Here is a 19155-nt window from a genome sequence, read left to right on the forward strand (position 1 = left end):
TCTCCCCCCCGCCCCTCTCCCGTTTACGGGAGAGGGGCGGGGGGGAGAGGGGCTTTTGTTCGTGCCGCTGCTATTTACCTAGCTGTTTGCAGCAACGGTTCCGCCCTGCTGGGCGGATCCCTTTTGGCAGTCGCCCCAAAAGGAACCAAAAGGTCTTGCCCCGCCATCCGGCCCTACGCTTCGCTCCGGGTTCGTTCGTTCCATCGCCGCTCCAGGGGCACGCCGCGAAGGGCCATCCCTGGCCCATCGCGTCTCTCGCGGCATCCATGCCGCTCAACCCCTTCCGCAACGATTCCACTCACCCTTCTGAAGGGGCGGTTGGCGCTGCTAGATAAGTTAGGTGATAGCAGTTAGATGTGCTTGTGCAAAATTCTGATTTCGTACTCTGATAGGCTTTCAAGTAATTTTGGTTGTAGGCGAATTCTAATTTTTATCTCCTCTAAACTCGTGCAGTCTGCAAGTGATTGTTCGAGTTTTGCAATTATGTCAGATGGCACGCCGGAGTCTTTTAGGGCAATGGCTTGAGGGCTTTCAAATCCATACTGCAGTAAAGTTATGATCCATGAGAGGGAGATTTCTTTCTTCCCTATTTCCTTGGCAGCGAAATTGAATATGCTAGAAAAGCAAGTTAAATATTTCGGGAGGGAAAATTCAAAGTATCTTGCTATGAGTTTAAACGCATTACGGATTCTGGTGTCTTCGCTCTTGCCAGATTGAGTGGCGATCATTTGCTTTATGCTTGGGTGATGATAGATATGAAATTTCACCAGTCTATCTAGTTCGAATAGCGGGAAATTTTTGTCAGTGTGTTCTTTTTGTGAAAAAAGATAAGAGTGGCAGAGCTGCAGAATTGTGCTGAGCTTTTCTTTCTCTGGGTAACTGCCAAGGAAATGAATGCTTTCTATTAAATACGGATTTTGGCGTAACACACTTAGTAGTGCGAGTTGCTTTTCAATTGGGATGTATTTGTTTGATTTCACAAGAGCTAAAGGTATTTTAGCTTTCTCTAATTCTTGTGTTATGAGATTTTTTGTTTGTTTGTGTTCGGTAGTCAGATCTTTGTCTTCTATTCGAAGAATTTCGTCTGTTGCTAAATCTTGGCTGTCAAAGTAGTGGAATAGGATTTCTTCCTTCTCATCTTCGGGGACCTCAACGAGATTTATTACCCTGCCGGTGAAGTGGTGTAGAAAGCGCCCAGCTCTTCCTTTTATGTTCTTGTAGTCGAAGCCTGTTAGCTTATCTGTGCCTTTTTCATTGCTAAGTATGATTATGTTTTTTGCAGTTGTATTTACACCCTCTGTTAGGGTCGTTGTGCAGACTAAAGTGTGAATTTTTTCTGAGTTGAAAAAGTCGACTATCTCGCTCTGTATATGTCTTGGCATCGCCCCATGGTGAAAAGCTATCCCCTTTTTAAGGTACTCAATTAGGCTCCATTTCTCAGAAATGCTTTCTGCTATGTATTTTATTAGCTCTGAGGATTTTTCATCAGGATCGGCCTTTGTGTTGGCGCTGATGTTCTTAGCTATCGTCTCGACGCCGCGAGTATCTTTGTAATAGAAGATTTTTTGATCATTTAGTGCTTGAGAGATTCTTTTGATGTTGGTTGCGTCGGTTTTTGCTTTTGTAAATGATGTATTTCCTAGTCTTATTGTTTCGCCATTTTCTATCTCGGTTAAATTAAACACTTCTTTCTGAACTATTTCCGTAGAGTAACGTAGGAAGGCTGATTTTGTTCTGTTAAGGAAATTTTCGCTGAATCTTTTGAAGTATGGTCCGATTAAGTAAAAATCTGCTCCCGAAGTTATGAGGGTGTAAAGGACGCTTGAGAAAACTGCTCGGCGATCTTTGTCGTCTTGTATTTTGTAGATTTCATCCATGGCAAAGAAATCGAATTTAAGATCTTTGTCTTCATCTAGGAGTAGATCTAGTTTTTCGGGTGTAAGCACAAATATTTTGTGAGGCTTTTCGCTTGCGCTAGATGTATTGTTTATTATGTCGAAGTGGGAGAAATTTGGATTGGCTTTGAACTTTGCTACTGTTTCTGACATGAGGGCGATTGTGGGCATTACAATAGCAACTTGCTGGTACTTCATTTGTAAGATTATCTCTTGGATAGCCATTGTCTTTCCAAAAGATGTTGGTGCGCTTACTACCAGTCGCTTGGATTCTTTGAATTTTTCTATTATCTGTTTTTGTTGTTTAGTGAGGGTTGTGCCATGTTCGGTGGTGTAGAGTGATTTCCTGAATGTACTGAGCATATTTAGCTCTGGTTTAGATTCGGGTTTTCTTTTTTGCAGCATGTCTAGATATAGGTAGTTTCTGGAGGCATCTATGCAATCATGTAGGAGTACGGTTTCTAGTTCGTCAAGCTTGTCTCTTTCGGCTGCGTGACAAATAACGGCAAGTGCTGCATTGAGTTCATGCTCGTCTTTTGAAAACGATAAAAGGTAATGTGCCGCCTCCAAAGCATCTGCTGCAATTGGATTTTTTCCTGACAAGATTTCTTCTGAGAATTTTGTGGCGATAAATGTGGCTTCTGTTCGTGCTTCAGGAGTGTCGAAAATAAAATTCATTTTATGGCTTCTTCCACTGATTCAAGGAAGGTCTTTACTGTGTCTACTGATTTGAATGGGAAGAATATAAAGGCTAGAGATATATTTGGTGGTAATACTATGTTTTTTTGAGATATTTTTAATTTGTTTTTCTCGAAGCTATCTTTTAATAATTCGATTAATTTTCCATCTATTGATTCATGGGTTTGTATAATGTTGCAGTCGTATGTTAAAAGTACTGGTATTTTTATTTTGATATTGCTGATTGATTTTCCTTTGAAGGTATTTTTAAGCTTCAGTAAGTGGCTTTCAGATATGCCTTTATTGGCTTCTATGTTTGTGCCTAATATCTTGAATTCACGATTTAAATAGTCGTGCTCTATGTGTTCTTTAATTGAGCTGATTGCGCCTGCAATAGCATTGTTAAAGGAGTTGTGAAATTTTGCCTCTCCGAGCCATAAACATACTTCATCGTTTTCGATGGTGAAATGGGCGCAGTCAAAGCCTTTGATCTGATCGTTTGTAGAGCTTCTAAGCCTTACTTTTGTGACAAATCTCTCGGGCGTCCCTGTCGGGTAGAAGAAGTACAGGGCGAGGAATAATAAGAGCTCTCCGTAGTCCCCTTTACTGTTTTTTCTAGCGTCCGATATTCTGCTCCAGGCTGTGCGTCGAGCCTCTATCATATTTCCAGTTGAGCTGAATTCTTCAAATTCTTCTGGGGTTAGAGCGAAATACTCAACTGCGTCCCTGATTAGGCGGCCTAGTTCTTTTTCTCGATATACTTTGTTGTCATAGTCGAGATGTAGCTTTTGAAATATATCGCTGTTAATTGTTTCTAGCTTAAATATTTGATTTTCTATATACGGTCTTAGATTTTCTAGGCTTTGCATAAAGTTTCTCTAAGGCTTATATGGATTATTTTTCTCAGGGGATGGCGTTAAACCATGCATTACGAATGGTCGAAGATAAGAGTCGAATGGAATAGACGGATGGAGCGTAGAGGAGGGACAGTTGCGGGAGTCCAGTCTGCATAGCGAGTTCCTTATCGCGCCGAATTGATTCGGCTAACCGACCGATAGGCCGACATCCTGTTCGGCGATGCGGTTGGAGTGGCGCATCGCCAGTAGCGTTATCCGAACTTAGCTAATGCCAACCACGTCACGCAAGTTGTCCTTTCGATCAGTGCGTGAATTTCTTTCTCGGGCAGCTTCTAGCCGCTGCCGCTTCGCTGTCATTCCGACCTTTCACCATGTCCTATGGACAGCGTCTCGCCGTTGTCATAGCGACTTCTTGCTTTATCAACTGACTGAAATTAAAGAGAAAAATACCTGGCACGAAAGCTGAGTAGCTCCAGGCGCAACGCCTACATAACGGAGAACTCAGATGAATCGCTTTGCCTTGCTTGCTTTCAGTGTCGGCCTGTTGGCCGTGCAATCCGCTCAGGCCGCCGAGGTGGTGGCGCAGCAGGAAGAGAACTCGGTCGGCACCGGTTTCGGTGGGCTGACCGGGTTGATGGTGGGGGCCGCAGCCGGTGGCCCGGTTGGGGCTGTGGTCGGTGCGGCGGTGGGTGGCTGGGGTGGGGCGCAGGTGCAGCGCGCCAGTGGCCAGACCGGTACTGCCTACATCGTGCGCGACGACGAGGGCGAGGAGCGCTGGATTCGCTCGCCGCATCAGCGCTTCGAGCGTGGCCAGCGCGTGGACCTGCGCCAGGGTCGGCTCTATCCCCATTGATCCCTGTGTTGCCGCTCCGGGCCTGGTCCGGGGCGCGCTCTTTCTTTTCCTGTTTCGAGGTAGTCATGAACAATCAATTCGAGCAACGCCTGGCGGTGGTGACCGGCGCCAGTTCCGGTATCGGCCTGGCCGTGTGTGAGCAGTTGCTGCAACGCGGCGCGCGGGTGCTGGCGATGTCGCGCAGCCTGGGTGGGCTGCAGCCGCTGTTGGCGCAGTATCCCGAGCGGCTGTTCTGGTGCGAGGGCGACGTGACCCGCGAGGCGTCGCTGCTGGCCCTGGCCGAGCGTGCTGCCGAGCTGGGTCCGGTGGATTACCTGGTGCCCAACGCGGGCATCGCCAAGCTGGCGCCGGGCAGTGATCTGCAGGCGTTCGACGAGCAGTGGCGGGTCAACGGTGCCGGCGCGGTGAATACCTTCTATGCGCTGAAGGCGCAGCTGGCCCGGCCGGCGTCGGTGGTGTTCATCAGCACCTTCCTGCGCCACCTGGGCTTTGTCGGTTTGGGTGCGTACATCGCCAGCAAGGCGGCGCTGTCCGCCCTGGTGCGCAGCCTGGCGCTGGAGTATGCGGGCGAGGGCCTGCGCCTGAACCTGGTGTCGCCGGGGCCGACCGCCACGCCGATCTGGAACAGCCTGGGCCTGCCGGACGAGGCGCTGGCCGGCGTGGCCAGCGAGGTGAACGCGCGGCTGGTGGACGGCGAGTTCCTCAGTTCCGAGGCGGTGGCCGAGGTGGTGCTGTTCCAGCTGTCCCACGGGGCGCGTGGGGTGTACGGCCAGGACTGGGTGGTGGACAAGGGCTACACCCTGCGCTGAGGAACGGGGTGGCCGCACGGCGCATTGGCGCTCCTGCCGGCATGGGCGCAGGGGCGTCGGGCACCTGTTCGGCGCGGTGGCAGCTCGTCCGAACCGACCGGGGGTTGGCGAACTCGGGTGGACTCACGCGGTCTGTCACCCGTCGGTCCGTTTGCGCCTTTGCGGGTGGTCGACGTGGTCGTGCCCGCTTGCGGGCTCCGTTCCCCTGTCTGGTGAAGATTGCCCATGCTCTTGTCCCGTCTGCGTTCCGTGATTGCCTCTTTCTTCCAACCCCGCGTGCTCGGCAGCTGTCTGCTGGGCACGTTGTACGCCGCCGGCGCGCAGGCCGAGGAGGGCGCACAGAATTCGCGCTGGGTCAGCGACAGCCTGAGCACCTACGTGCGCAGCGGCCCCACCGATGGCTACCGCATCGTCGGCTCGCTCGTCTCCGGGCAGAAGGTCGAGCTGCTGCGCAGCCAGGGCGACTACAGCCAGGTGCGCAGCGATAACGGCGACAGCGTGTGGATTCCCACCCGCGACCTGCAGAGCGTGCCCGGCCAGGCCGAGCGCCTGCCGCAGCTGGAGCAGAAGGTGGCCGACCTGAGCGCCGAGCTGAAGGGCATCGACGACACCTGGAAAACCCGCGTGCAGGGCATGCAGGAGACGCTGGATTCGCGCAAGGCACTGATCGATGAACTGCAGGCCACCCGCAGCGACCTGGACAGCCAGTTGAACCAGGCCCAGGCGGAACTGCGCGAGGCCCAGGCGCAGCTGGGCGGCGAGAACAAGCAGGTGCTGATGCGCTACATGGTCTATGGCGGCAGCATCGCCGGCGCGGGCCTGCTGGCCGGACTGCTGCTGCCGACCGTGCTGCGCGTGCGGCGCAAGCGCAACGACGGCTGGGTGTAGGACGCTAGCCCCCCCACTGGCTGTAGAGTGCCGCAAGGATGCGGCCACGCAAGGTCAGCGCTGCATGACCAGGGTGCGTGGCTGGCCGGAGGTCTCGTCGTGGACCTCGATATCCATCAGGCCCTCACGGAAGCTCACCGCGATGATGCGGGCCTTGCGGTATTCCCCTGCGGCGTAGTCGTAGAACCTGATGGTCTCGCCGCTCTTGATCATCGCCCCGCGGTCGATGTCGACGTTGGTCTTGCTCTGCTGATCATGACCGTCCCAGGCCATGGCTGGACCGCTCAGCAGCAGGACGAATAGCAGGACTGCACGCATGGCATCACTCTCGCTCGGGTAGTGGTTGCCCATAAAAAAGCCCCGCATGGGCGGGGCTCTTTCGAAGGCAAGCCTTAGATGGCTTGGACCTGTTCGGCTTGTGGGCCTTTCTGGCCTTTGGCCGCGACGAAGGAAACTTGCTGCCCTTCATCGAGCGACTTGAAGCCGTTGCCTTCGATCTGGCGGTAGTGGACGAAGAGGTCCGCGCCGGATTCGGGGGTGATGAAGCCAAAGCCTTTCTCGGCGTTGAACCATTTGACGATACCGGTTTCACGGTTTGCCATGATGTAGATCTCCAGGGGTAAGGGATCAACCAGAAGAGGGTCCTGGTCGACTGAATGCAAAGTGAAGAGGGTGAGCCGAGGAGATGGGAATCAGAGACAGAACATCAAGACGGTGCCGCTAAACAGGACAGGCAGTGGGCGCAGCATACAGGCTTTGGATTGATTGAACAGTTCTATCTGGAATCGGAAGGTAATTAGGGACAGCCGGTCGCTTTAGGCCGGCAAGGCGGGAGAAGTTTGTATAGTGGGTGCTCACCCGCGCAAGGAGCTCCGCCATGAATGACCCCGTCAACGATCATCTGCGGGCTGCACTCGATGCACAGGTCGAGGCATTCCTGATCACGGGTGGCGAGATCACCCAGGTTGCCATCGGCACCACGGGCATCCCGCTCGATCACAAGAAGGCCCACTGGTCGTCGAGGGCCGGTGCCAAGAAGCCGCCCACCAAGGGCTAGCTTGCGCCAGCGGAGTCAGTCAGCGGCGCCGGCGCGCTTGAGCAGTTGCTTGCAGCGCTCGGACAGGTGCACCACGCGCAGGTGCTTGCCGGCCTTGGCGTAACGATCGCGCAGGGTGTGCAGCGCGGCGATGGCGGAGTAGTCGACGAAGCTCAGGTGGCGGCAGTCCAGCGTCACCTGATCCGGGTCCTGCGTCACGTCGAACAGGTTGAGGAAGGGCGTGGTGCTGGCGAAGAACAGCGTGCCATGGGCGCGGTACAGCTTGCTGCCGTCGGGCTGCGTGTCGCTGTCCACATACAGCTCGCGGGCGTGGTGCCAGGCGAAGTTGAGCGCGGCGATGACGATGCCGCAGAGCACGGCGGTGGCCAGGTCGGTGAACACGGTGATCACGGTCACGGCGCCGATCACCAGCACGTCGTTCAGCGGCACCTTGCCCAGCACGCGCAGCGAGCCCCAGGCGAAGGTCTGCTGCGACACCACGAACATCACCCCGACCAGCGCGGCCAGCGGGACCAGCTCGATCAGCGGCGAGAGGAACAGGATAAACAGCAGGATCATCACCCCGCTGACCACGCCGGACAGGCGGCCACGGCCGCCGGAGCTGAGGTTGATCACGGTCTGGCCGATCATCGCGCAGCCGCCCATGCCGCCGAACGCGCCGGAGACGATGTTGGCCGCGCCCAGGGCCACGCATTCGCGGTTGGTGTGGCCGCGGGTCTGGGTGATCTCGTCGGTGAGGTTGAGGGTGAGCAGGGTTTCCAGCAGGCCGACCAGCGCCATCAGGATCGCGTAGGGCGCGATGATGCGCAGGGTCTCCAGGTTCCAGGGGATGTCCGGCAGGGCGAACTGCGGCAGGCCGCCGGCGATGTGCGCCATGTCGCCGAGGGTGCGCGTGGGCAGGCCGAGCAGGTAGACCAGCAGGCCGACGCCGAGGATCGCCACCAGCGCCGGCGGCACCGAGCGGGTCAGTTTGGGCAGCAGGTAGACGATGGCCATGGTCAGCGCGACCAGGCCGAGCATCCAGTACAACGGCGCGCCCTTGAGCCAGCCTTCGCCTTCATGGAAGTGCTCCAGCTGCGACAGGGCGATGACGATGGCCAGGCCGTTGACGAAGCCGAGCATCACCGGGTACGGCACCATGCGCACCAGCTTGCCCATGCGCAGCACGCCGAACAGGATCATCAGCAGGCCGCCGAGCAGCACGGTGGCCAGCAGGTACTGCACGCCGTGCTGCACCACCAGGGCGACTATCACCACCGCCATCGAACCGGCCGCGCCGGAAATCATCCCCGGCCGCCCGCCGAACAGGGCGGTGATGGTGCAGATGATGAAGGCGCCGTACAGGCCCATCAGCGGGTTGAGCTGGGCGACCAGGGCGAAGGCGATGCACTCGGGCACCAGGGCGAAGGACGAGGTGAGGCCGGCCAGGATGTCGGCGCGCAAGCGGGCGATTTTCATGCGGTACCTGAGGGCGGACCGGCCGGTGCCGGTCGGTCGCTGCGGTGAAAACGGGTGGCGGATGTTACGGGGTGGCGCTGGCCGGCGGCCAGCCGCCAATCAATTCAACCGGTAACGCGCCAGGTCGTCGGCGCTGAGTACCCTCATGCGTTGCGGCTCGATGGCCTGCATGTCGGCGGCCAGGCTGGGCGCGACGCCCATGTCGCGCAGGTAGCCGGCCGGGTCGGCGGGCATGCCGCCGAGGCGCGCCTGGGCGGATTCGCCGGCGGGGAAGTGCGGGCGATGGATGCCGACGTAGCCGCGCACGGTCTTCTTGCGGCCGGCGGCCAGCAGGTAGACGCAGCTGCCCTGACACACGCCCTTGGCCGGCACCAGGGTGTCGAAACCGGTTTCGCGCAGCAGGCGGCCCATGCGCATGGCCTCGGCGGCGCTGCCGCCGATGTTGTCGAGCAGGAGAATCTTGCGGGCGAACTTGCCGGGGTGGGCCTGCAGGCCCTTGAACAGCGCCTCGTAGTCGCCGGGGGCGATGTCTTCGGAGATCTTGGCGATCAGGATGCGGCCGATGTTCTTCTGTTCGGCGGCTTCGACTTCGACCTTGGCGAGGACGGGGCTGGCGCACAGGGCGGCGACGCAGAGGAGGGCGATGCGAATCATGGATCGGCGGTTCTGACTGCTATTACTCGGCCGCAGAAGATACCCGGAGCCACGCCCGCGCGCACCTGCCGCTCGCCGCCTGGACTCAGGGTTCGACGGCCAGAGCCACGTCCGGGCAGCGCGCCTCGTCGGTGATCAGCTGGCGCTTGCCCCAGTTCTCGGCGCGGGTGTACCAGGGCTCGGCGCTGTCATCGAGCTGGGCGATGGCGTCCGCCTCGCCATTGGCGGCGGCCTTTTCCAGCCACAGGCGGCGCTGGTCCTGATCCAGCGGTATTACTCCGCTGCCGAAGCTGTAGGCCTCGGCGAGGGCGGCCTGGGCGCGGGGCAGGCCACCCTGGGCGGCCTTGCACAGCCAGTTCGCGGCCTTGGTGTCGTCATGGGCGTAGTGCATGGCGGTCTCGTCACCGCTGGCGATGCCCATGGGTTCCTCGGCCATATCGCTGCGGTACTGTTCGCTGAGCAGGTACTGGGCCTGCAGGTTGCCCTGCTTGGCGGCGGTTTCGAACCAGAACATGGCGCCGATGCGGTCCTGGCCATCTTCCTTCCAGGCCAGCAGGTAGCTGCCCAGCTCCAGCTGCGCCTCGACCATGCCACGCTCGGCAGCGGCCACCAGCCATTCCTCGTAGATCGCCTGCTGCACGATGTTCTCCGAGGTGGTGCGGTACAGCTCGAGCAGGCGCTGGTCGGAACTCAGGTCGCCCTGCTTGGCCGCGAGCAGGTAGTAGTAACGCGAGTTCATGTACTGCTGCTGGCTATCGGAGAAGCGCGCCACCGTGAGGCTGGCGCACACATCGCCCTCGGCGGCCTTCTCCTGCAGGGCGTGGATGTCGACTATGTCGACGTCGGGGGCCGGCACACAGGCATCGGTCGAAGCGGCCTGGACGTGCAGGCAGGGGAGCAGGGCGAGGGCGAGAACGAGGGCGGGGCGCATGCTGATTCCTTCCGTGGAAATGGGTGGCCGGACGCGTGGCCTGCGGGCGACCATAGCCAACGGCCGGCCACCCGACAAGCCGTGGCCAGTGGCCTTCAGCCGCGCCGTGGAATGCTCAGGCCGCGTACCACCGCCGGGCGGGCGAGGAAGGCGTCGAGCACGCGGCGCACGTTGGCGAAGCGCTCGAATTGCACCAGGTCGCCGGCCTCGTAGAAGCCGATCAGATTGCGCACCCAGGGGAAGGTGGCGATGTCGGCGATGCTGTAGGCGTCGCCCATGATCCAGTCGCGGCCCTGCAGGTGCTGGTCGAGCACGCTGAGCAGGCGCGCCGATTCGGCCACGTAGCGGTCACGCGGGCGCTTGTCCTCGTAGTCCTTGCCGGCGAATTTGTGGAAGAAGCCGAGCTGGCCGAACATCGGGCCGATGCCGCCCATCTGGAACATCAGCCACTGCAGGCACTGGTAGCGCGCGGCGGCGTCCTGCGGCATGAGTTGGCCGGTCTTGTCCGCCAGGTAGACGAGGATGGCGCCGGACTCGAACAGGGCCAGCGGCTCGCCGTTCGGCCCGTTGGGATCGAGGATGGCGGGGATCTTGTTGTTCGGATTCAGCGAGAGGAATTCGGGGCTGAGCTGGTCGTTGGTTTCGAAGCTGACCAGGTGCGGCTCGTAGGCCAGACCGGTCTCCTCCAGCATGATCGAGACCTTGACGCCGTTGGGCGTGGGCAGCGAATACAGCTGCAAAACGTCGGGCCGGGTGGCGGGCCATTTGCGCGTGATGGGGAAGGCGGAAAGATCTGGCATGGGTACTCCGGAGAACTGGCGACGTGGTCAGGATAGCCGGCCACCGACAGCGGCGACATCCTTACCTGACTCGCCGGAAGCCGGTATGGTTCGCCTTTGCTTTTTGTCGACCACGGAGAACCCCATGAGCCTGCACGGAACCTATGACGAGCAGAACATCTTCGCCAAGATCATTCGCGGCGAGGCGCCTTGCTACAAGCTGTACGAGGATGAGGACGTGCTGGCCTTCCTCGATCTGTTCCCGCAGTCCTACGGTCATTGCCTGGTGATCCCCAAGCACGCCCCGGCGCGCAACCTGCTGGAGATCGACGACGCCAACCTGGCCAAGCTGATGGCCGTGGTGCGCAAGCTGACCCAGGCGGTGGTGGACGAGCTGGAGCCGGCCGGCGTGCAGGTGGCGCAGTTCAACGGCGCCCCGGCCGGGCAGACGGTGTTCCACATCCACGTGCACATCGTGCCGCGCTACGAGGGCGACAAACTCGGCATCCACGCCACCCACCAGGGTGATGCGGAAGAGCTCAAGGCGCTGCAGGCGCGGCTGGTGAAGCGCATCAACGGCTGATCGGTAGGGCGGGTGAAACCCGCGAGCGGGACCACGCGGGTTTCACCCGCCCTACGTTCAGCGATACGAAAAAGCCCGGCCTAGGCCGGGCTTTTCTTTTGACGAGTCTCGGAGGGGTAGCCCGGATGCAATCCGGGGCGGAGCTGCCTGCTTCCCGGATTACATCCGGGCTACGTGGCGTGGTTGGTCAGGAAGCCGGAGTGTTCAGTGGCCAGACCGAGAGAGTGATTCGGACGCCGCGCTCCTGCTCGTCCTCCAGGGTGACGGTGAACACACCGGCGGCATTTTCGCCGCTCCACTGGGCGACCTGGCCGTCGTCGACGATTTCGCTATCGCCGGCCAGCTGGCGATAGTGCGCCAACAGGTCGTCGAAGCTGGCGTGGCTGAACAGCACTACTTCGGCACTGCGCACAGGTTGGCCGGAGGCCTCTTCCCAACCGGTATCGAAGATATCGCCGGCCATCGGCGCCGGCGCCACGTATACGCCGTCGCGCATGGCTGTGCTCAGCTTGGCGCGTTTGGGCAGTAGCTCCAGCATGACGTCGGGGAGTGCCAGCTCCTTGCTATCCCAGCCGGGTGCATCGGTATCCGGCTCCACATACTCGACCTTGGTTATCTCCTGTACCTGGCTCGCTGAGCCGCGGGATTCGGCGAGATTGGCCAGCAGCGGTGGCAGCTGGCTGGCCCAGTCGCGCAGCGGCTGGACGCGGTCACGGGAGGTCCCGGCCGGCAGGAAGATGGTCAGAATGCCTGCCGGCTCCTTGTAGTAGCAGGTCACTTCCTGGGTTTCTTCGTCCGGTAAGCAAGGGCCGTGCACCAGGCCTATGGCAACCAGTTTGCGACCCTCGATCAACAGTGCGGCACGCTCGTAGCCGCCGGTCATCTTGTTCTCCGAGGCGATCAGCCGGCGGTCATTGGGCAGTTCGGCCGTGACGATGTCCATGGAGGAGTTGAGCGATTCGAGCACCTGTTCGAGCACCAGCGTGTTGTCACTGATGTAGCTGGCGCTGCCGTAACCCAGCAGTTTCTCTACGGCGCTGCGCACCTGCGGATCTCGGTCCAGGCGGTATCGGTCGCTGCCTTGCTGGGTGGGTTCGAATGTCTTCAGGACCACGCCTTGGCTGGCGGGGTGGAGAACTGGGGCAGCCAGGGCGGAGGTGATGCTGAGGGTGCCGAGCAGCAATGCCTGGAATAGCCGGTGCAAGAGCATATGAGTTCCTTCTCGAAGTAGGGCTCGCCTGTCCTTGGGCGAGTGCCGGGGCATTCTAATCAATGCCCCGGCGCGTCGACATGACCGACGCCACGCTCTGGCGCTGTCGTTGTGCTCAGCGATTGGCGATGGCGCGCTGGTTGGACAGGTAGATGTTGTCCGACTGCGGCACTTCACCGGTCTGCAGGGCGTTGAGCCATTCATCGGTGCTGAGTACAGCGGCGAAGCCGGTGTGCATGACCACGGTGAACACCCGGTGGATCTCCTCGGCGGTGGCCGAACCCATGGCGTTGCTATAGGGCGGTGAGCCGGCGGCGTCGTGCAGCAGCTCGACGTTCCAGCCCTCGTGGTGGGCCTGGCGCACGGTGGAGTCGTCGCAGTTGTGGGTCATGTAGCCGATCACGCTGATGGTGTCGATCTCGTGCTGCTTGAGGTAGGCGGCGAGGTCGGTGCCGGCGAAGGAACTGGCCATCTGCTTTTGGATGAAGTGGTCACGCGGGCGGTCCGCCACCAGCGGGTGCAGCTCGGCGTTGTAGCTGCCGGTGGCGAAGATCGGCGCGCCTTCCAGGGTCAGGTGCTGGATGACGATGACCGGGATGCCGGCGGCGGTGGCGGCGTCCATGGCGCGGCCGATGTTGTTCATCGACTGCTCGATGGGCGGGTATTCGATGCGCAGGTTGCCGGTGACATATTCGTTCTGCACGTCGATGACGATCAGGGCGCGTTTCGGTTGCTGGCTCATGGTGGGTTCCTCTGGTTTGGCGTTGTGGTTGGCGATGGGCAGATTGTTTGCCCGTCGCGCCTGTCGCCGTGAGTGGCCCTGAAGCCAGCTTGCGCTAAGATCGGGCCAAACCTTTGGATCGGGACAACGCCATGTCTGCCCACCGCGTCGCCGTGGTCGCCTTCGACCACATCACGCCGTTCCACCTGTCCGTGCCCTGCCTGGTATTCGGCGACCTGGGGCCGGGTGCCGAGCTGTATGAGCTGCGCGTGTGCGCCAGTGCGCCGGGGGCGCTACCGACCACCGCAGGCTTCGCCCTGCAGGTCGAGCACGGGTTGGAGGCATTGCAGTGGGCGCAGACGGTCATCGTGCCGAGCTGGCACGACCCGGCCGAACGCCCGCCGCAGACCCTGCTGGACGCCCTGGTGGCGGCCCATGCGCGCGGCACGCGGCTGGTCGGCCTGTGCCTGGGCGCCTATGTGCTGGCCGAGGCGGGCCTGCTCGACGGCCTGCGCGCCACCACCCACTGGGCCTGGGCCAGGGACTTCGCCGAGCGCTTCCCGAACGTGACGGTGGACGCCGATGTGCTGTATCTGGACGACGGCGGCCTGCTGACCTCGGCCGGCACCGCCGCCGGCATCGACTGCTGCCTGCACCTGCTGCGCCAGCAGCACGGCGCCGAGCTGGCCAACCGGGTGGCGCGACGCCTGGTGGTGCCGCCGCATCGCCAGGGCGGCCAGGCGCAGTTCATCGAACAGCCGCTGCCGGCCACCTCCCGCGATGATCGCCTGGCCGGCCTGCTGGACTGGGTGCGCGCCCATCTCGACCTGCCGCACAGCCTGGACAGCCTGGCCGAACGCGCACTGATGAGCCGGCGCACCTTCACCCGGCATTTCCGCCAGCTCACCGGCATGACGGTGGGCGACTGGCTGCTGGCCGAGCGCCTGGCCCTGACCCAGCGCCTGCTGGAGAGTAGCGAGCAGAGCGTGGAGGCCATCTCCGGCCTGGCCGGCTTTGGCTCACCGGTGTCGCTGCGCCACCACTTCGGCCGCGCCTTCGGCGTGTCGCCCAGCGCCTGGCGGCAGACCTTCCAGGGACACTGATCGGGCTGGACGCGGAGCGCGGCGCTGGGCAAGGATGACGGCTTTTGCCGGAACCGGATCGCCATGCGCCGCCTGCCTTCACTCACCGCCCTGCGTACCTTCGAGGCCGCCGCGCGCCACGCCCACTTCGGCCGCGCCGCCGCCGAGCTGTGCGTCACCGACAGCGCGGTCAGCCACCAGATTCGCCAGCTCGAGGAGCAGCTCGGCACGCCACTGTTCCAGCGTGACGGCCGCCAGGTGCGTCCTACGCCGCAGGCGCGGCGCCTGCTGCGCAGTCTGCAGCAGGCCTTCGAGCTGATCGGCGAGGCCTGCGACGAACTGCGCGACCCCGGCTCGCAGGCGCAGCTGCGCATCGCGGTGACCGTTGAGCTGGCGCAGAAGTGGCTGGTCGGGCGCCTGGCGGACTTCTCCGAGCGTCATCCGCAGATCACCCTGCACCTGCACGAGCAACCGCTGGAGGCGCCGTTGCCCGGCGCCGAGATTGACCTGGCGATCACCTACGGCACCGGCCCGGAGGACGCCAGTGCCTACTTCGTGCGGCCGCTGCCGACCCTACAGTTCTTCCCGGTGTGCAGCCCCGGCCTGTTCAACCAGCTGCCGCTCAAGCACCCGCGCGATCTGGCGCGTCACTGCCTGCTGCACGACGATCAGGACGGCAAGACCTGGACCGCCTGGCTGACCACCCACGCCGGCGACATCCAACCGGCGCGCCATCTGTACTTGGGCCACGCCGGGCTGACCATGGAGGCCGCCGCTCGCGGCCAGGGCGTGGCCATCGGCGACAACCTGACCAGCGCCGAGGATCTGGCCAGCGGCCGCCTGGTGCGCCCATTCGCGGCCCAGGTGGCGTCGCTCGGGCAGTACGCGCTGGTCTGCGAACGGCTGCGCCTGGACAAGCCGGCGGTGGCGCAGTTCGTTGAATGGTTCACCGATCAGCTAGCCGACCTGTGAATTGAATTCAGCTGTTCCGCGATAATGGTCATTGGTCGCGGCCGCTCTGCCACCGGTACTGTCGAGGCATTCCTCAACCACCGACGAGTACCTTGCAATGGCCCGTTCCCTGACCTCCCTGCCTAAAACCGACGGCTTCCGCCTGCCCGGCGAATTCGAACCCAAGGCCCGCTGCTGGCTCGGCTGGCCGGAGCGCACCGACGTGTGGCGCAACGGCGCCAAGCCGGCGCAGAAAGTCTGGGTGGAAATCGTCAGCGCCATCGCCAGCAGCGAGCCGGTCACCGTGTGCGCCTCGGCCAGCCAGTACGCCAATGCCCGCCGTCAGCTGCCGGCCCATGTGCGGGTGGTGGAGATGACCTGCAACGACACCTGGTTCCGCGACAGCGGCCCGGCCTTCCTGGTCAATGACGAGTCCGGCGAAGTGCGTGGCGTGGACTTCGAGTTCAACGCCTACGGCGGCCTCGACGGCGGCCTCTACTACCCCTGGGACAAGGACGACCAGATCGCCCAGAAGATCCTCGAGATCGAAGGCTACGACCGCTACCGCGCACCCTTCATCGCCGAGATGGGCGGCATCCAGACGGATGGCCAGCGCACCCTGCTGACCACCGAGCAGTGCCTGCTCAACCGCAACCGCAACGCTCACCTGGGCAAGGATGAGGTGACCCGCCGTCTGCAGGACTACCTGGGGGCCGAGCAGGTGATCTGGCTGCCGCGTGGCTGCAAGTTCGATGAAACCGATGGCCATATCGACGACCTGGCCTGCTTCGTGCGCCCTGGCGTGGTGGTGATGCAGTGGACGGACGATCGCAACGACCCGCAGTGGGAGATCTACCAGGAGGCCTACGACATCCTGCGCAGCACCCGCGACGCCCAGGGCCGCGAGCTGGAAATCCATAAGCTGCCGCAACCGCGCGTGCTGGAGTGGACGGCGGAGGAGGCCGAGGGCCTGGACCAGGACGATGCCACCCACACGCGCCATGCCGGCACGCAGATCTGTGCGTCCTACATCAACTACTACGCCGGCAACTCGGCCATCGTCCTGCCGCTGTTCAACGACCCGTGCGACCGCATCGCCCAGGCCACCCTGGCCGAGCTGTTCCCGCAGCACCGCATTATCGGCATCGAAAATTCGCGGGAGATCCTCCTCGGCGGTGGCAACGTCGCCTGCATCACCATGCCGCAGTACGCGGCGCCCGAGCGCTAGGAGGCCAGCATGAAGCTGCATGCCATCGCGGCTCTGGCCCTGGCTGTCTGCGCTCAGGCGCAGGCGGCGGAGCCGGCCAAGCAGGTCAATCTGTACATCTGGAACGAGTACCTGGCGCCGGACACCCTGGCGTCCTTCGAGCAGAAGACCGGGATCAAGGTGGTGGTCGATCACTTCGATTCGCTGGAAACCGTGGAGACCAAGCTGCTCACCGGGCGCAGCGGCTACGACCTGGTGCTGACCGCCGGCCAGCACCTGCAGCGGGCGATCAGCAGCGATGCCCTGCAGCCGCTGGACAAGACCGCGCTGCCGCATTTCACCGGGCTGGCGCCGGAGTTCACCACGCACATGGCGGCGTTCGACCCGGGCAACCGCTACGCCGGGCTGTACGTGTGGGGCACCACCGGTTTCGGATACCAGCAGGAGGCCATCGCCAAGCGCCTGGCCAACGCGCCGACCGACAGCTGGGCGATGCTGCTCGACCCGGCCGTGGTGGCCAAGTTCGCCGACTGCGGAGTGAGCTTCCTCAACGACCCCAACGAAGTATTCGCCGCGACCTTCCGCTACCTGGGCCTGGACATCAACCAGCAGAACCTCGACGACCTCAAGCGCGCCGAGGCGCATCTGGCCAAGGTACGGCCATCCATTCGCTACTTCGACAATGATCGCAACATCGCCGACCTGGCCAACGGCGACACCTGCCTGGCGATGTCGTGGAACGGCAACGTGTCGATTGCCGCCGGCCAGGCGCAGCAGGCCGGCAAGCCGTACAGCCTGCACTACAGCATTCCGAGCGAGGGCACGCTGATCTGGTTCGACGCCATGGTGGTGCCGAAGGATGCGCCGCATCCCCAGGAAGCGCTGGCGCTGATGGACCACCTGATGACGCCCGAGGTGATCGGCGCCATCAGCAACACCATCTACTACGCCAACGCGGTGCCGGCGGCCAACGCCACGGTTGATCCGGCGATCCTCGCCGATCCCGGCACCTATCCGCCGGCCGAGGTGCGCGCGCAGCTGTACACCAAGAACGACAACACGCCGGCATTCAATCGCGCGCTGACGCGGGCCTTCAGCCGGCTGAAGTCGGGGCTGTAGTCGGCGGCGGGCAAAAAGAAGCCAGGCCCAGGGGAGGGGGGCCTGGCGTGAGTGCAACCGGTTCTCAGGAGGCGCCGGCTGGCGTGCAGGTCAGCTTGCCGTCGCTGGTGGCGCCGGCGGCGCGAGCGTCCACGCGCAAGGTGGCGCTTTCACCCGGCTTCAGGCTGACCCGTTGCACCTGGGGATCGGCGGCGGTGGGGCCGGGGTCGACCTCGCATTCCACCGCCTGGGTTTCATGGTTGGTCAGCTTGAGCACCAAGGTGGCGTTGCCGGTGACCGGGCCCGCACCGGTGTTGTCCTGGGCGGTCAGCGGGCTGGTGGCGGTTTCCACCTGCAGGCCATTGAGGTTTTCCGTCAGCTCTCCGTCGGCCATGGCCAGCAGCGGCAGGCAGGTGGCGAGGCCGCCAATCAGCAATCGGTTCATGTCGCTCTCCTCTCGGGGGTACTGAGGTGTAGAGGGTGGCGCTGTGCACGAGGTTCAGGATTTTCGCCGACAGGCACATGGCCTCTTGAGCCGCGGCGGCTAAGCGCCAATACTGGCCCGATCCCACGACGCCCAAGGAGGGCTTCCATGCGCCAGTTCTTCGCCGTTCTACCCCTGGTTCTGCTGGCCGGTTGTTCGTCGTTCCGCCCCGATCCCGAGAACATCACCCCGGTGCCGAGCGACCGCCTGCTGGCCTTCCAGGAGGAGCACCAGAACGGTGGCCAGCTGATCGTCAATCGCGACATGGGCCTGATGGGCGGCGGCTGCTACGTGGCCATCGAGGTGGACCGCAAGGTGGCCGCGCGCATCGGCATGGCCGAGGTGGCCAGCTTCAACGTGCCGGCCGGCACCCGCGTGCTGGGTCTGACCATCGACAAGATGGACGACACCCTGTGCGGCATGGGCCGCCTGCACAAGGAACTCGCGGTGAAGGTCACCCCGGGCAGCACCCAGTACTTCCAGGTGGTCAGCGAGAACCGTGGCGGCTTCGACATCCGCCCGGACGCCAATCCGCCAGTGCCGCAGTGACGCGCGACCGGCCGCGCCTGGCGCGGCCGCTCTTTTCCGTTTAGCGAGGGAATCACCATGGATCGCTTCCAGCGAATTGCTCTCGCCACGCTGCTGCTGGCCAGCCTGCCCGCGCTGGCCAAGGACTGGCCACCCGGAGTGCGCGACACCTTTCAGCAGAGCTGTGAGAACAGCGCCGGCCAGCCCCTGGGCAAGCAGCGCGCACAGCAGTATTGCAACTGCACGGTGTCGAGCATCGATCGCGACTTCTCCGCCAGCGAGATCGCCACGCTGGAAAAGGCCGAACTGCCGGAACCGCTGATCAAGCGCCTGCAGCAGGTGTCCCAGCAGTGCCTGGGTGAGCTGGGCGGGCAGGGCTAGCCATGGCGCGAGGCTAGCGGTACGGCTTAGCCACAGACACAGCGGCCTTGG

At 61.9% G+C, this 19155-nt stretch carries 22 protein-coding genes; 11 read left to right on the forward strand and 11 right to left on the reverse strand.

Going from position 1 to position 19155, the window contains the following annotated elements; genetic code table 11:
* Window positions 1–350: 350 nt before the first annotated feature.
* Both FFS62_RS07780 and FFS62_RS07785 read right to left on the reverse strand, forming a co-directional pair.
* Window positions 351–2573, reverse strand: a complete 2223-nt coding sequence (locus FFS62_RS07780) for a DEAD/DEAH box helicase (RefSeq protein ID WP_137972265.1) — start codon at window positions 2571–2573, stop codon at window positions 351–353.
* Window positions 2570–3442 carry a DUF1837 domain-containing protein gene (locus tag FFS62_RS07785; RefSeq protein WP_137972266.1) on the reverse strand — a complete coding sequence of 291 codons (873 nt, stop codon included), beginning with the start codon at window positions 3440–3442 and terminating at the stop codon, window positions 2570–2572. The genes FFS62_RS07780 and FFS62_RS07785 overlap by 4 nt, the downstream gene beginning before the upstream one ends.
* 493 nt (window positions 3443–3935) lie before the next feature.
* On the opposite strand from FFS62_RS07785, the gene FFS62_RS07790 reads away from it, so the two are divergent.
* The 3 genes from FFS62_RS07790 (at window position 3936) to FFS62_RS07800 (ending at window position 5980) form a co-directional block, all read left to right on the forward strand.
* Window positions 3936–4283: a hypothetical protein gene (locus FFS62_RS07790; RefSeq protein ID WP_137972267.1), complete on the forward strand. Its 348-nt coding sequence runs from the start codon at window positions 3936–3938 to the stop codon at window positions 4281–4283.
* A gap of 65 nt (window positions 4284–4348) precedes the next feature.
* Complete coding sequence (locus FFS62_RS07795) at window positions 4349–5092, forward strand: SDR family NAD(P)-dependent oxidoreductase (protein WP_137972268.1); 744 nt, start codon at window positions 4349–4351, stop codon at window positions 5090–5092.
* A gap of 225 nt (window positions 5093–5317) precedes the next feature.
* Window positions 5318–5980, forward strand: a complete 663-nt coding sequence (locus FFS62_RS07800) for a TIGR04211 family SH3 domain-containing protein (RefSeq protein WP_137972269.1) — start codon at window positions 5318–5320, stop codon at window positions 5978–5980.
* A 54-nt stretch (window positions 5981–6034) separates the two neighbouring features.
* Here the strand turns inward: FFS62_RS07800 and FFS62_RS07805 are convergent, their stop codons facing one another.
* Window positions 6035–6298 (reverse strand): DUF5334 family protein, encoded by a 264-nt coding sequence (locus FFS62_RS07805; RefSeq protein ID WP_137972270.1) that lies wholly within the window; start codon window positions 6296–6298, stop codon window positions 6035–6037.
* A gap of 74 nt (window positions 6299–6372) precedes the next feature.
* Entirely contained in the window at window positions 6373–6582 is a 210-nt protein-coding gene (locus FFS62_RS07810; RefSeq protein ID WP_137972271.1) for a cold-shock protein, read from the reverse strand.
* A gap of 275 nt (window positions 6583–6857) precedes the next feature.
* Here FFS62_RS07810 and FFS62_RS07815 point away from each other — a divergent pair, with 275 nt between their 5' ends.
* Complete coding sequence (locus FFS62_RS07815) at window positions 6858–7037, forward strand: hypothetical protein (RefSeq protein WP_137972272.1); 180 nt, start codon at window positions 6858–6860, stop codon at window positions 7035–7037.
* Between the two features lie 15 nt (window positions 7038–7052).
* Here FFS62_RS07815 and FFS62_RS07820 read toward each other — a convergent pair whose 3' ends face one another.
* The 4 genes from FFS62_RS07820 to FFS62_RS07835 all read right to left on the reverse strand — a co-directional run bounded on the left by FFS62_RS07820 (window position 7053) and on the right by FFS62_RS07835 (window position 10880).
* A complete protein-coding gene (locus FFS62_RS07820) occupies window positions 7053–8495 on the reverse strand; it encodes a SulP family inorganic anion transporter (protein ID WP_137972273.1) in 1443 nt (480 codons plus the stop codon).
* A gap of 99 nt (window positions 8496–8594) precedes the next feature.
* On the reverse strand, window positions 8595–9149 hold the full coding sequence (locus FFS62_RS07825; protein WP_137972274.1) for a hypothetical protein: 555 nt from the start codon (window positions 9147–9149) through the stop codon (window positions 8595–8597).
* A gap of 85 nt (window positions 9150–9234) precedes the next feature.
* Window positions 9235–10080, reverse strand: coding sequence for a tetratricopeptide repeat protein (locus FFS62_RS07830; RefSeq protein ID WP_171016294.1), 846 nt, complete (start codon window positions 10078–10080; stop codon window positions 9235–9237).
* Window positions 10081–10175: 95 nt separating this feature from the next.
* On the reverse strand, window positions 10176–10880 hold the full coding sequence (locus tag FFS62_RS07835) for a glutathione S-transferase N-terminal domain-containing protein (RefSeq protein ID WP_137972276.1): 705 nt from the start codon (window positions 10878–10880) through the stop codon (window positions 10176–10178).
* Between the two features lie 124 nt (window positions 10881–11004).
* Between FFS62_RS07835 and FFS62_RS07840 the strand changes: the two genes are divergently transcribed.
* The gene (locus FFS62_RS07840; RefSeq protein WP_137972277.1) at window positions 11005–11442 is read left to right on the forward strand and encodes an HIT family protein; all 438 of its coding nucleotides are present in this window, start codon (window positions 11005–11007) and stop codon (window positions 11440–11442) included.
* Window positions 11443–11629: 187 nt separating this feature from the next.
* Here the strand turns inward: FFS62_RS07840 and FFS62_RS07845 are convergent, their stop codons facing one another.
* Both FFS62_RS07845 and FFS62_RS07850 read right to left on the reverse strand, forming a co-directional pair.
* Window positions 11630–12652, reverse strand: coding sequence for a hypothetical protein (locus FFS62_RS07845; RefSeq protein ID WP_137972278.1), 1023 nt, complete (start codon window positions 12650–12652; stop codon window positions 11630–11632).
* Between the two features lie 115 nt (window positions 12653–12767).
* Window positions 12768–13394 (reverse strand): cysteine hydrolase family protein, encoded by a 627-nt coding sequence (locus FFS62_RS07850; RefSeq protein WP_137972279.1) that lies wholly within the window; start codon window positions 13392–13394, stop codon window positions 12768–12770.
* Between the two features lie 131 nt (window positions 13395–13525).
* Between FFS62_RS07850 and FFS62_RS07855 the strand changes: the two genes are divergently transcribed.
* The 4 genes from FFS62_RS07855 to FFS62_RS07870 all read left to right on the forward strand — a co-directional run bounded on the left by FFS62_RS07855 (window position 13526) and on the right by FFS62_RS07870 (window position 17732).
* Complete coding sequence (locus tag FFS62_RS07855; protein ID WP_137972280.1) at window positions 13526–14476, forward strand: GlxA family transcriptional regulator; 951 nt, start codon at window positions 13526–13528, stop codon at window positions 14474–14476.
* Window positions 14477–14539: 63 nt separating this feature from the next.
* Window positions 14540–15427, forward strand: a complete 888-nt coding sequence (locus FFS62_RS07860) for a LysR substrate-binding domain-containing protein (protein WP_137972281.1) — start codon at window positions 14540–14542, stop codon at window positions 15425–15427.
* Window positions 15428–15524: 97 nt separating this feature from the next.
* The gene (gene aguA / locus FFS62_RS07865) at window positions 15525–16634 is read left to right on the forward strand and encodes an agmatine deiminase (RefSeq protein WP_137972282.1); all 1110 of its coding nucleotides are present in this window, start codon (window positions 15525–15527) and stop codon (window positions 16632–16634) included.
* Between the two features lie 9 nt (window positions 16635–16643).
* Window positions 16644–17732 carry an extracellular solute-binding protein gene (locus FFS62_RS07870; RefSeq protein ID WP_137972283.1) on the forward strand — a complete coding sequence of 363 codons (1089 nt, stop codon included), beginning with the start codon at window positions 16644–16646 and terminating at the stop codon, window positions 17730–17732.
* Window positions 17733–17796: 64 nt separating this feature from the next.
* Here the strand turns inward: FFS62_RS07870 and FFS62_RS07875 are convergent, their stop codons facing one another.
* A complete protein-coding gene (locus FFS62_RS07875) occupies window positions 17797–18156 on the reverse strand; it encodes a hypothetical protein (RefSeq protein ID WP_137972284.1) in 360 nt (119 codons plus the stop codon).
* A gap of 147 nt (window positions 18157–18303) precedes the next feature.
* Between FFS62_RS07875 and FFS62_RS07880 the strand changes: the two genes are divergently transcribed.
* Together FFS62_RS07880 and FFS62_RS07885 are read left to right on the forward strand one after the other, a co-directional pair.
* Window positions 18304–18744: a 3-isopropylmalate dehydratase gene (locus tag FFS62_RS07880; RefSeq protein WP_137972285.1), complete on the forward strand. Its 441-nt coding sequence runs from the start codon at window positions 18304–18306 to the stop codon at window positions 18742–18744.
* Window positions 18745–18801: 57 nt separating this feature from the next.
* Window positions 18802–19104, forward strand: a complete 303-nt coding sequence (locus FFS62_RS07885) for a hypothetical protein (RefSeq protein ID WP_137972286.1) — start codon at window positions 18802–18804, stop codon at window positions 19102–19104.
* Window positions 19105–19155: the final 51 nt, after the last annotated feature.

This window comes from Pseudomonas sp. F(2018), from assembly GCF_005508865.1.
Classification (GTDB): Bacteria; Pseudomonadota; Gammaproteobacteria; order Pseudomonadales; family Pseudomonadaceae; genus Aquipseudomonas.

Excerpts from the sequence above, each read along its gene's own strand:
- FFS62_RS07780 (WP_137972265.1), bottom strand. The coding sequence starts at position 2,573 with ATGAATTTTATTTTCGACACTCCTGAAGCACGAACAGAAGCCACATTT.
- FFS62_RS07785 (WP_137972266.1), bottom strand. The coding sequence starts at position 3,442 with ATGCAAAGCCTAGAAAATCTAAGACCGTATATAGAAAATCAAATATTT.
- FFS62_RS07790 (WP_137972267.1), top strand. The coding sequence starts at position 3,936 with ATGAATCGCTTTGCCTTGCTTGCTTTCAGTGTCGGCCTGTTGGCCGTG.
- FFS62_RS07795 (WP_137972268.1), top strand. The coding sequence starts at position 4,349 with ATGAACAATCAATTCGAGCAACGCCTGGCGGTGGTGACCGGCGCCAGT.
- FFS62_RS07800 (WP_137972269.1), top strand. The coding sequence starts at position 5,318 with ATGCTCTTGTCCCGTCTGCGTTCCGTGATTGCCTCTTTCTTCCAACCC.
- FFS62_RS07805 (WP_137972270.1), bottom strand. The coding sequence starts at position 6,298 with ATGCGTGCAGTCCTGCTATTCGTCCTGCTGCTGAGCGGTCCAGCCATG.
- FFS62_RS07810 (WP_137972271.1), bottom strand. The coding sequence starts at position 6,582 with ATGGCAAACCGTGAAACCGGTATCGTCAAATGGTTCAACGCCGAGAAA.
- FFS62_RS07815 (WP_137972272.1), top strand. The coding sequence starts at position 6,858 with ATGAATGACCCCGTCAACGATCATCTGCGGGCTGCACTCGATGCACAG.
- FFS62_RS07820 (WP_137972273.1), bottom strand. The coding sequence starts at position 8,495 with ATGAAAATCGCCCGCTTGCGCGCCGACATCCTGGCCGGCCTCACCTCG.
- FFS62_RS07825 (WP_137972274.1), bottom strand. The coding sequence starts at position 9,149 with ATGATTCGCATCGCCCTCCTCTGCGTCGCCGCCCTGTGCGCCAGCCCC.
- FFS62_RS07830 (WP_171016294.1), bottom strand. The coding sequence starts at position 10,080 with ATGCGCCCCGCCCTCGTTCTCGCCCTCGCCCTGCTCCCCTGCCTGCAC.
- FFS62_RS07835 (WP_137972276.1), bottom strand. The coding sequence starts at position 10,880 with ATGCCAGATCTTTCCGCCTTCCCCATCACGCGCAAATGGCCCGCCACC.
- FFS62_RS07840 (WP_137972277.1), top strand. The coding sequence starts at position 11,005 with ATGAGCCTGCACGGAACCTATGACGAGCAGAACATCTTCGCCAAGATC.
- FFS62_RS07845 (WP_137972278.1), bottom strand. The coding sequence starts at position 12,652 with ATGCTCTTGCACCGGCTATTCCAGGCATTGCTGCTCGGCACCCTCAGC.
- FFS62_RS07850 (WP_137972279.1), bottom strand. The coding sequence starts at position 13,394 with ATGAGCCAGCAACCGAAACGCGCCCTGATCGTCATCGACGTGCAGAAC.
- FFS62_RS07855 (WP_137972280.1), top strand. The coding sequence starts at position 13,526 with ATGTCTGCCCACCGCGTCGCCGTGGTCGCCTTCGACCACATCACGCCG.
- FFS62_RS07860 (WP_137972281.1), top strand. The coding sequence starts at position 14,540 with ATGCGCCGCCTGCCTTCACTCACCGCCCTGCGTACCTTCGAGGCCGCC.
- aguA (WP_137972282.1), top strand. The coding sequence starts at position 15,525 with ATGGCCCGTTCCCTGACCTCCCTGCCTAAAACCGACGGCTTCCGCCTG.
- FFS62_RS07870 (WP_137972283.1), top strand. The coding sequence starts at position 16,644 with ATGAAGCTGCATGCCATCGCGGCTCTGGCCCTGGCTGTCTGCGCTCAG.
- FFS62_RS07875 (WP_137972284.1), bottom strand. The coding sequence starts at position 18,156 with ATGAACCGATTGCTGATTGGCGGCCTCGCCACCTGCCTGCCGCTGCTG.
- FFS62_RS07880 (WP_137972285.1), top strand. The coding sequence starts at position 18,304 with ATGCGCCAGTTCTTCGCCGTTCTACCCCTGGTTCTGCTGGCCGGTTGT.
- FFS62_RS07885 (WP_137972286.1), top strand. The coding sequence starts at position 18,802 with ATGGATCGCTTCCAGCGAATTGCTCTCGCCACGCTGCTGCTGGCCAGC.